This is a genomic window from Escherichia sp. WS33, from assembly GCF_046486385.1.
In the GTDB taxonomy this organism is placed as follows: Bacteria; Pseudomonadota; Gammaproteobacteria; order Enterobacterales; family Enterobacteriaceae; genus ECMA0423.
Genome location: NZ_JBJQLJ010000053.1, coordinates 1 through 10,316 on the forward strand (window position 1 = coordinate 1; position 10,316 = coordinate 10,316).

Annotated in this window: 10 protein-coding genes, 2 tRNA genes and 1 rRNA gene; 2 read left to right on the top strand and 11 right to left on the bottom strand. The window is 53.0% G+C overall.

Features of this window, described 5'->3' with window-relative positions:
* Positions 1-143: 143 nt before the first annotated feature.
* From ilvA to ilvL, 7 genes are all read right to left on the bottom strand, one after another.
* On the bottom strand, positions 144-1,688 hold the full coding sequence (ilvA, locus tag ACJHXA_RS23095; RefSeq protein WP_000785599.1) for a threonine ammonia-lyase, biosynthetic: 1,545 nt from the start codon (positions 1,686-1,688) through the stop codon (positions 144-146).
* Between the two features lie 2 nt (positions 1,689-1,690).
* Complete coding sequence (gene ilvD / locus ACJHXA_RS23100) at positions 1,691-3,541, bottom strand: dihydroxy-acid dehydratase (protein ID WP_001127394.1); 1,851 nt, start codon at positions 3,539-3,541, stop codon at positions 1,691-1,693.
* Between the two features lie 64 nt (positions 3,542-3,605).
* Positions 3,606-4,535 carry a branched-chain-amino-acid transaminase gene (gene ilvE, locus ACJHXA_RS23105; protein ID WP_000208520.1) on the bottom strand — a complete coding sequence of 310 codons (930 nt, stop codon included), beginning with the start codon at positions 4,533-4,535 and terminating at the stop codon, positions 3,606-3,608.
* A 19-nt stretch (positions 4,536-4,554) separates the two neighbouring features.
* Positions 4,555-4,818, bottom strand: coding sequence for an acetolactate synthase 2 small subunit (gene ilvM / locus ACJHXA_RS23110; RefSeq protein ID WP_000983255.1), 264 nt, complete (start codon positions 4,816-4,818; stop codon positions 4,555-4,557).
* Entirely contained in the window at positions 4,815-6,461 is a 1,647-nt protein-coding gene (gene ilvG / locus ACJHXA_RS23115) for an acetolactate synthase 2 catalytic subunit (RefSeq protein WP_001012633.1), read from the bottom strand. Before ilvG ends, ilvM begins: the two co-directional genes overlap by 4 nt.
* Before the next feature lie 2 nt (positions 6,462-6,463).
* Positions 6,464-6,514 carry a peptide IlvX gene (ilvX, locus tag ACJHXA_RS23120; RefSeq protein ID WP_001387183.1) on the bottom strand — a complete coding sequence of 17 codons (51 nt, stop codon included), beginning with the start codon at positions 6,512-6,514 and terminating at the stop codon, positions 6,464-6,466.
* Positions 6,515-6,600: 86 nt separating this feature from the next.
* Entirely contained in the window at positions 6,601-6,699 is a 99-nt protein-coding gene (gene ilvL, locus ACJHXA_RS23125; protein WP_001311244.1) for an ilv operon leader peptide, read from the bottom strand.
* Between the two features lie 352 nt (positions 6,700-7,051).
* Here ilvL and ACJHXA_RS23130 point away from each other — a divergent pair, with 352 nt between their 5' ends.
* Positions 7,052-8,572, top strand: a complete 1,521-nt coding sequence (locus ACJHXA_RS23130; RefSeq protein ID WP_000058976.1) for a YifB family Mg chelatase-like AAA ATPase — start codon at positions 7,052-7,054, stop codon at positions 8,570-8,572.
* Positions 8,573-8,596: 24 nt separating this feature from the next.
* Here ACJHXA_RS23130 and maoP read toward each other — a convergent pair whose 3' ends face one another.
* A complete protein-coding gene (maoP, locus tag ACJHXA_RS23135; RefSeq protein WP_000841001.1) occupies positions 8,597-8,935 on the bottom strand; it encodes a macrodomain Ori organization protein MaoP in 339 nt (112 codons plus the stop codon).
* Between the two features lie 118 nt (positions 8,936-9,053).
* On the opposite strand from maoP, the gene hdfR reads away from it, so the two are divergent.
* Positions 9,054-9,893 (top strand): HTH-type transcriptional regulator HdfR, encoded by an 840-nt coding sequence (gene hdfR / locus ACJHXA_RS23140; protein WP_000379246.1) that lies wholly within the window; start codon positions 9,054-9,056, stop codon positions 9,891-9,893.
* Between the two features lie 95 nt (positions 9,894-9,988).
* Here hdfR and ACJHXA_RS23145 read toward each other — a convergent pair.
* The 3 genes from ACJHXA_RS23145 to rrf form a co-directional block, all read right to left on the bottom strand.
* Positions 9,989-10,064, bottom strand: a tRNA-Trp gene (locus tag ACJHXA_RS23145).
* Positions 10,065-10,072: 8 nt separating this feature from the next.
* Positions 10,073-10,149, bottom strand: a tRNA-Asp gene (locus tag ACJHXA_RS23150).
* A gap of 54 nt (positions 10,150-10,203) precedes the next feature.
* Positions 10,204-10,316: ribosomal RNA gene (gene rrf / locus ACJHXA_RS23155) — 5S ribosomal RNA — on the bottom strand; the annotation flags it as partial.

A 10,316-nucleotide genomic window follows, 5' to 3' on the forward strand; every position in this document is an offset into this window, starting at 1 on the left:
CCGCTGCATAAATCTACGCAACAGGTTAGAACCCAAGGCCCGATACGGCATGCGGACTGCAGGCAGAGAAAACTGGCCGATTTTCTCTGCACTGGAGGGATAATACAAGGCCTGATAAGCGAAGCGCTATCAGGCATTTTTCCCTAACCCGCCAAAAAGAACCTGAACGCCGGATTATTGGTTTCGTCGTGGCAATCGTAGCCCAGCTCATTTAGCCGGGTTTCGAAATCCGGTTCATGGTCGCCGAGTTCGAACGCCGCCAGTACGCGCCCGTAGTCGGTGCCATGGCTGCGATAGTGGAACAAAGAAATGTTCCAGTGCGTACCCAGCGTGTTGAGGAAGCGCAGCAGCGCGCCCGGTGATTCCGGGAATTCGAAGCTGTAGAGGCGTTCCTGCAACGGATGTGACGGACGCCCGCCGACCATATAGCGCACATGCAACTTCGCCATTTCGTCGTCGGAGAGATCCACCACGCTGTAGCCGCCGTCGTTGAGCATCTGCAAAATTTCTTTGCGCTCTTCGAGGCCGCGGCTCAGGCGCACGCCGACAAAGATGCAGGCGTTTTTGGCATCGGCAAAACGGTAGTTGAACTCGGTGACCGATCGCCCGCCAAGCAGTTGGCAGAATTTGAGGAAGCTGCCTTTTTCTTCCGGAATGGTCACCGCCAACAACGCTTCACGCTGTTCGCCCAGTTCGCAGCGTTCCGAGACGTAGCGCAGGCCGTGGAAGTTCACGTTGGCACCGGAAAGAATATGCGCCAGCCGTTCGCCGCGAATGTTGTGCTGGGCGATATATTTTTTCATTCCCGCCAGCGCCAGCGCGCCAGAGGGTTCCGCCACCGCGCGCACATCTTCGAATAAATCCTTCATCGCCGCACAGATCGCATCACTATCGACGGTGATGATGTCGTCGAGATACTCCTGGCATAAACGGAAGGTTTCGTCACCGATGCGTTTTACCGCTACGCCTTCAGCAAATAGCCCTACGCGCGGCAGATCAACCGGATGACCCGCATCCAGCGCTGCTTTCAGGCAGGCGGAGTCTTCCGCTTCTACGGCGATCACTTTGATTTGTGGCATCAGTTGTTTGATCAGCACCGCAACGCCCGCCGCCAGACCGCCGCCGCCGACTGGCACAAATACGCGGTCGAGATGGGCGTCCTGCTGGAGCAGTTCCAGCGCCAGCGTGCCTTGCCCGGCAATCACCATCGGATGGTCGAACGGCGGCACCCAGGTGAACCCCTGCTGCTGTGACAGTTCGATCGCTTTAGCTTTCGCTTCGTCAAAGTTCGCGCCATGAAGCAGCACTTCGCCGCCGAATCCACGTACCGCATCGACTTTGATGTCGGCGGTGGCGGTTGGCATAACGATCAGGGCCTTCACGCCTAACCGCGCAGAAGAAAACGCGACGCCCTGCGCGTGGTTACCCGCAGAAGCAGTGATCACGCCGTGCGCTTTTTGTTCTTCCGTCAGGCCCGCCATCATGGCGTATGCGCCGCGCAGCTTAAAGCTGTGCACTGGCTGGCGATCTTCGCGCTTCACCAGAATGACGTTATCAAGACGCGACGACAGTTTTTCCATTTTTTGTAGCGGCGTAACCTGCGCCGCCTCGTAAACCGGCGCACGCAGCACTGCTCTTAAATATTCGGCACCTTCCGGAGCACCGGACAGGGGTTGCGAGTCAGCCATTATTAACCCCCCAGTTTCGATTTATCGCGCACCGCACCTTTGTCGGCGCTGGTTGCCAGGCTGGCGTAGGCGCGCAGGGCAAAGGAAACCTGACGTTCACGGTTTTTCGGCGTCCAGGCTTTGTCACCCCGAGCTTCCTGCGCTTCACGACGCGCCGCCAGTTCGGCATCGCTTACCTGTAACTGAATGCCACGGTTCGGGATGTCGATAGCGATCAGGTCACCATCTTCAATCAGGCCAATGCTGCCGCCGCTTGCCGCTTCCGGTGAGACGTGGCCGATGGAAAGACCAGAGGTGCCGCCAGAGAAACGACCGTCGGTGATCAGCGCACAGGCTTTACCGAGACCCATTGATTTCAGGAAGCTGGTTGGGTAGAGCATTTCCTGCATGCCAGGGCCGCCTTTCGGGCCTTCATAGCGGATCACCACCACATCGCCCGCGACAACTTTGCCACCGAGGATCGCTTCTACCGCGTCGTCCTGGCTTTCGTACACTTTCGCCGGGCCGGTGAATTTGAGGATGCTGTCATCGACGCCCGCGGTTTTAACGATGCAGCCGTTTTCTGCGAAATTACCGTAGAGCACCGCCAGGCCGCCGTCTTTGCTGTAGGCGTGTTCCAGCGAGCGGATACAGCCATTGGCGCGATCGTCATCGAGAGAATCCCAACGGCAATCCTGCGAGAATGCCTGTGTGGTACGAATACCCGCAGGGCCGGCGCGGAACATATTTTTTACCGCGTCATCCTGGGTCAGCATAACGTCGTATTGTTCCAGCGTTTGCGGCAACGTCAGGCCAAGTACGTTTTTCACATCACGGTTCAGTAACCCCGCGCGATCCAGTTCGCCGAGAATACCGATAACACCACCAGCACGGTGAACATCTTCCATATGGTATTTCTGGGTGCTCGGCGCAACTTTACACAGCTGTGGAACCTTGCGGGAAAGCTTATCGATATCACTCATGGTGAAGTCGATTTCCGCTTCCTGCGCCGCCGCCAGCAGGTGAAGTACTGTGTTAGTCGATCCACCCATCGCGATATCCAGCGTCATGGCGTTTTCAAACGCCGCCTTACTGGCGATATTACGCGGCAGTGCACTTTCGTCGTTTTGCTCGTAATAACGTTTGGTCAATTCAACAATGCGTTTACCAGCATTAAGGAACAGCTGCTTACGGTCGGCGTGGGTTGCCAGCAGCGAGCCGTTGCCCGGCTGCGACAGGCCCAGCGCTTCGGTCAGGCAGTTCATTGAGTTAGCGGTAAACATCCCGGAGCAGGAACCGCAGGTCGGACACGCGGAACGTTCAACCTGATCGCTCTGGGAGTCAGATACTTTCGGGTCTGCGCCCTGGATCATCGCATCAACCAGATCGAGCTTGATGATCTGATCGGAAAGTTTGGTTTTCCCGGCCTCCATCGGGCCGCCGGAAACAAAGATCACCGGAATATTCAGGCGCAGGGAAGCCATCAGCATCCCCGGGGTGATTTTGTCGCAGTTAGAGATGCAGACCATGGCGTCGGCGCAGTGGGCGTTGACCATATACTCAACGGAATCAGCGATCAGTTCGCGAGATGGCAGTGAATAAAGCATCCCCCCGTGGCCCATGGCAATCCCATCATCCACCGCAATGGTGTTGAACTCTTTGGCAACGCCGCCAGCCGCTTCAATTTGTTCGGCGACCAGTTTACCGAGATCGCGCAGATGGACGTGACCCGGTACAAATTGGGTGAACGAGTTCACAACCGCGATAATCGGCTTGCCAAAATCGGCGTCGGTCATTCCGGTGGCGCGCCACAGCGCACGAGCACCCGCCATATTACGACCATGAGTGGTGGTGGCGGAACGGTACTTAGGCATACTTTATTTACTCCCAGTGTCTGTCTCGTAAATGGGACGGTGCGTGCCGTCCCATTTTTTGTATTTATTGATTAACTTGATCTAACCAGCCCCATTTATCTTCGGTTTCGCCAGTGAAGAGGCCGAAGAAGGCTTGCTGAATGCGTTTGGTAACCGGGCCACAACGGCCTTCGCCAACCTGAATACCGTCTACGCTGCGCACTGGCGTGATTTCTGCCGCAGTACCGGACATAAACACTTCATCCGCCAGGTACAGGGATTCGCGCGACAGAACCTGCTCACGCACTTCAATTCCCAGCTCTTTCGCCAGTTTGATGATGGCATCACGGGTAATACCCGGCAGCGCGGAGGAGGTGAACGGTGGGGTGAACAGCACACCATCTTTCACTTCAAACAGGTTTTCGCCTGCGCCTTCAGAGATATAACCGTTCACATCCAGCGCGATACCTTCCTGATAACCGTGGCGGCGCGCTTCGCTACCCACCAGCAGGGAAGAGAGGTAGTTACCACCGGCTTTTGCCGCGGTTGGGATGGTGTTTGGTGCTGCGCGGTTCCAGGAGGAAACCATCGCATCGATCCCCTGCTCCAGCGCTTCTGCGCCCAGATACGCTCCCCACGGGAAAGCAGCGATAATCACGTCGGTTGAGTATCCCGCTGGCGGGTTTACTCCCATGCCAACATCACCGACGAAGATCAGCGGACGGATATAGGCGCTGGTGAGATTATTTTTGCGGATCACGTCACGACAAGCTTCCATCAGCTCATCAATGCTCTGCGAAACCGGGAAGCGATAGATTTTGGCGGAGTCATGCAGACGCTGCATATGCTCACGATGGCGGAATACAACCGGTCCTTTGTGCGAGTCGTAGCAACGGATGCCTTCAAAAACCGAAGTGCCATAGTGCAGCGCGTGCGACATCACATGCACCTTCGCGTCTTCCCAGCGAACCATCTCCCCATTGAACCAAATGTAATCAGCTTTCTTCGTGGTCATTTTTATATTCCTTTTGCGCTCAGGCGCGGATTTGTTGTGATGTGGTTGTGCTCTGGCAGATGGCAACGTGTGCGACGTCCACCAGTTTATTTAACTGACTAAACAGTAAGTCGACCGACCGTGGGCTGGCAACGGTCAATTCGATATTTATATTTTGTGCATCGCTGGCGGCGGCCATATTCATTGAGCAGACGTGGAAACCACGATGACGCACCACGCGTAAAACACGTTCTAAGGTTTCCGGATTGAAGCGAGCCGATACATTGACCTGATGTTGCATCATGATAATTTCTCCAACATTTCTGAATTACTGGCACCAGGCGGCACCAGCGGCCAGACGTTCTCAAGTTCGTCGATTGAGACATGAAGCAGGTATGGCCCATCACTGTTCAGCATGGTGTCGAGTGCCGCTTCAACCTGGTCTTTACGGGTGATGTGTTGGCCAGGGATGCCGAAGGCGCTGGCTAACATGAGAAAATCGGGGTTATCGGTAAGGGTGGTTTCGCTATATCGTTCCTGGAAAAACAGTTGCTGCCATTGTCGAACCATCCCTAACCGTTGGTTATCGAGTAAGACGATTTTCAACGGTAACTGCTTACGTTTTACGGTGCCCAGCTCTTGTACATTCATCATGAAAGAGCCGTCACCGGAGATACAGACGACGGTATCGTTCGGTCGCGCGACTTGCGCGCCAACCGCCGCCGGTAAACCGAAACCCATGGTGCCTAAGCCGCTGGAGGTGATGAAATTTTCCGGGCGAGTATGGGCGATGTGCTGCGCAGCCCACATCTGGTGCTGCCCCACATCTGTGGTCACGACGCAATCCGCAGGTTTACGATCCGACAGTTGTTTTAACAACAATGGCGCGTAGATAGCGTCACCGGGATGGTCGTAACGCCAGGCATGTTCATCACGCAGCTGCGCGCAGTGTAGCTGCCAGTCATTGATATTTAACGGCTGCTGTAATGCTGGTAACAGAGCATTTAAATCACCTTGTAATGCCACATGTGCCTGACGCAGCTTGTTCATTTCTGCCGGGTCGATATCCATATGGATAACACTGGCGTGTGGTGCGAAGGTGTTCAGTTTGCCGGTCACCCGGTCATCAAAACGTGCACCCACGGCGATCAGCAAGTCGCACTCCTGCACCGCGAAGTTCGCCGCTTTGGTGCCATGCATTCCCAGCATGCCCAGATAGTACGGATAATCTGCTTCAACTGCGCCCAGCCCTTTCAGCGTGCAGGTGGCAGGCATTTTTGTGGTAGCGAGAAATTCTCGTAAAGCAGGAACTGCCTGCGCCATACCCACGCCACCACCAACGTACAGCATCGGTTTTTGCGCTTTTGCCAGCATCTGGCGCACTTGCTCGACTTCGGCATGTGGGAAAGTCACTTCGTTTTCAACGGTGGTGAACCACGGTTCCAGGTCGCCGCTGGCTAACTGGATATCTTTTGGGATATCGACCAGAACCGGACCAGGACGACCTGAGCTGGCAACGTCGAATGCTTCAGCCATAATGCGCGGCAACTCTTCCAGCGACTGCACCAGAAAGCTGTGCTTGGTACAGGCTAACGACAATCCCAGGACATCCACTTCCTGAAATGCGTCAGTGCCGATAAACGGTGCGGACACTTGACCGGTGATGGCAACAACAGGGATAGAATCTAACAGTGCGTCCGCAAGCCCGGTTATCAGGTTGGTTGCGCCCGGACCAGACGTGGCGATACATACGCCAGTTTTGCCGGTAGCACGAGCATAACCGATAGCCGCCATTGCCGCACCCTGCTCATGTCGGCACAGCAAGTGCTCCACGCCGCCGTCATACAATGCATCGTAAACCGGCATAATTGCGCCACCCGGATAACCGAAAACGGTGTTCACACCCTGTGCCCGCAACGCATGTACCACCCACTGTGCGCCATTCATAGTTAGTTCCCCGTCCTGAATCTTGAGAAACAGAATTTTGTGCTGTTATTCATTGTCTGCTCCTCGGTTATGTTTTTAAGGTCAAAAAAAACCCCCGGACCTTTCGGTGCGGGGGTCTTAGTTCGTTAAGGCTTGATCTCTAAGCCTTTCCTCGTCCAAGTGCAGCCCCGCACGGTGGGATAATAATCACCACCACGCTAATCACGACCAAGCTAATCACTCGTAGAAGGGCTGTCATTTTGTCTTTTCTTGCATCTTGTTCGAAGGAATGCCTAAAGAGTTACCATAGATTTTGCGAATAGCACAAGATATTTTTTGGCCGTTTTTTATGATGGCTTTAATAATTTCAATAGAAATTGTTGTTTTTTAAAAAGAAAATAGTGAGTGAAAAAAATTCAATTTCAGTACGAATGTTGTTCCCTCCCTCGTAGTTCATCCTTTGTCCGCTGCATTTTTGCGAGCATCATTCCACCGCCAGAACAACTCAACTTCACTTGCACAAATAAACAGGAATCAGCCACTAAAATTCACGAATTAGCGGGCTACAGCAGCGATATCTTATGCACATAATGGTGACTCAAGGAGGGCTTATGTCACTGTCAATTGTTCATACCCGCGCAGCCCTGGGAGTAAATGCGCCCCCAATCACTGTTGAGGTACATATCAGTAAAGGTCTACCCGGCTTAACGATGGTGGGCTTACCAGAAACAACTGTAAAAGAAGCTCGCGATCGCGTGCGCAGCGCCATTATCAATAGCGGATATGAATATCCGGCGAAAAAAATCACCATCAACCTGGCTCCAGCCGATCTGCCAAAAGAAGGGGGACGATATGATTTACCTATCGCCATTGCGTTGCTGGCGGCCTCAGAACAGCTTACAGCCAATAAGTTAGATGAATATGAATTAGTCGGAGAACTGGCGCTTACAGGCGCTCTGCGTGGCGTTCCCGGCGCAATCTCCAGTGCAACTGAAGCTATTAAGTCGGGCAGAAAAATTATCGTCGCGAAAGATAACGAAGATGAAGTGGGGCTAATTAACGGTGAAGGATGCCTGATAGCCGATCATCTGCAGGCTGTCTGTGCGTTTCTGGAAGGTAAGCACGCTCTCGAACGCCCGAAACCAACTGATGCAGTATCCCGGGCGCTACAACATGATCTCAGTGATGTTGTCGGTCAGGAGCAAGGAAAGCGAGGACTGGAAATTACCGCCGCTGGCGGGCACAACCTTTTACTGATTGGGCCGCCGGGAACAGGTAAAACAATGCTCGCCAGCCGTATTAATGGCCTGTTGCCAGATTTAAGCAATGAAGAGGCACTGGAGAGCGCTGCGATATTAAGTCTGGTAAATGCTGAATCAGTACAAAAACAATGGCGGCAGCGCCCGTTCCGCTCACCGCATCACAGTGCGTCGTTAACTGCGATGGTGGGCGGTGGTGCAATTCCAGGGCCAGGTGAAATTTCGTTGGCGCATAACGGCGTGCTTTTTCTTGATGAGCTACCTGAATTTGAACGGCGTACACTGGATGCCTTGCGAGAGCCGATTGAATCCGGGCAGATCCATCTTTCACGCACACGAGCCAAAATAACCTATCCAGCCCGTTTCCAGCTTGTTGCGGCGATGAATCCCAGCCCTACCGGACATTATCAGGGAAACCATAACCGCTGCACGCCAGAACAGACATTACGTTATCTCAACCGGCTCTCGGGGCCCTTTCTCGACCGCTTCGATCTCTCACTGGAGATCCCATTACCACCCCCCGGCATTTTGAGTAAAACGGTAGTGCCGGGAGAAAGCAGCGCCACCGTTAAACAACGCGTAATGGCCGCCAGAGAGCGCCAATTTAAGCGGCAGAATAAACTGAATGCCTGGCTGGATAGTCCGGAAATACGCCAATTCTGCAAACTTGAGAGCGAAGATGCGATGTGGTTGGAAGGAACACTGATCCATCTGGGGTTATCGATTCGTGCCTGGCAGCGGTTATTGAAAGTTGCACGAACCATTGCTGATATTGATCAGTCTGACATTATCACACGTCAGCATTTGCAGGAGGCAGTTAGCTATCGTGCGATTGACCGTTTGCTCATCCATCTGCAAAAACTACTGACATAAAAAAAGGGCATTTCGCCCTTTTTATTAATCATCAGAATCGGTGTAGTCTTCAGCACCTTCAACCTGCGGTTTACCGCCGGAAAGGGTGTGAAAACGTTTTGGACGCTTAATACGCGTCATATACTTGGACCACACGCGTTCTGCTTCTGTCACTGGCTCACGTTCGCCACGGCATACTGCTACGAAGAGTTTCTCTTCCTCGGTAACCGGCTCGCGTTTGCCAAGATCCAACTCATTGAAGGCATAACCATGACGCTCAAGCAGTTGTGCCTCTTTGATGGTGAAATCACCATGACGAGAGAATCCACGTGGATAATGTTTATTGTCGAAATATCGATTAGTCGTCGTAAAGCTTTCCGCCATCCTGCACGCTCCTAATTCTTTGACCGAGCTAGTTATGGCGCGGAGTATTAGTTACGCTTGACAGAGTGTAAAACAAAACATTTAAATCATAACGACAAATAATTTTGCGGAGAGCACTGTGGATACGGAATTGTTAAAAACTTTCCTGGAAGTTAGCCGAACGCGTCACTTTGGTCGAGCGGCTGAATCGCTCTATCTGACCCAGTCAGCAGTGAGCTTTCGAATCAGACAACTGGAAAATCAACTGGGTGTGAACCTTTTCACCCGCCACAGAAACAATATCCGTTTAACCGCTGCCGGTGAAAAACTACTGCCTTATGCAGAAACGCTCATGAGCACCTGGCAGGCCGCCCGCAAGGAGGTGGCGCATACCTCACGACATAACGAGTTTTCTATCGGTGCCAGCGCCTCATTGTGGGAATGTATGCTTAATCAGTGGCTGGGACGTTTGTATCAAAATCAGGATGCCCATACAGGCTTACAGTTCGAAGCGCGAATTGCCCAACGGCAGTCTCTGGTAAAACAGCTGCATGAACGCCAGCTTGATCTTCTTATTACCACTGAAGCGCCCAAAATGGACGAATTTAGTAGTCAGTTGCTGGGATATTTCACTTTAGCGCTTTATACCAGTGCCCCTTCAAAACTAAAGGGAGATCTTAATTATCTGCGACTTGAGTGGGGGCCAGATTTTCAACAGCATGAGGCAGGTTTGATCGGTGCTGACGAAGTGCCCATTCTGACAACCAGTTCTGCTGAACTGGCACAGCAACAGATTGCGATGCTTAATGGTTGCACCTGGCTACCCGTCAGCTGGGCGCGTAAAAAAGGCGGCCTGCATACCGTTGTCGATAGCACAACACTTTCACGGCCGCTTTATGCCATATGGCTGCAAAATAGCGATAAAAATACGTTGATTCGCGATCTTTTGAAAATTAACGTGCTGGATGAAGTGTATTAATATGAATGGCTGGCAAGGATGCCGGTAGAAGGATTTACTTCGGAGAGGGTTATTTCAGATAAAAAAAATCCTTAGCTTTCGCTAAGGATGATTTCTGGCAGGGGCGGAGAGACTCGAACTCCCAACACCCGGTTTTGGAGACCGGTGCTCTACCAATTGAACTACGCCCCTAATTAGGGTGGCGGAACGGACGGGACTCGAACCCGCGACCCCCTGCGTGACAGGCAGGTATTCTAACCGACTGAACTACCGCTCCACCGAATTCTTTTACAACCACCGGTTTTATGACCGGCTTACTGCTTAATTTGATGCCTGGCAGTTCCCTACTCTCGCATGGGGAGACCCCACACTACCATCGGCGCTACGGCGTTTCACTTCTGAGTTCGGCATGGGGTCAGGTGGGACCACCGCGCTACGGCCGCC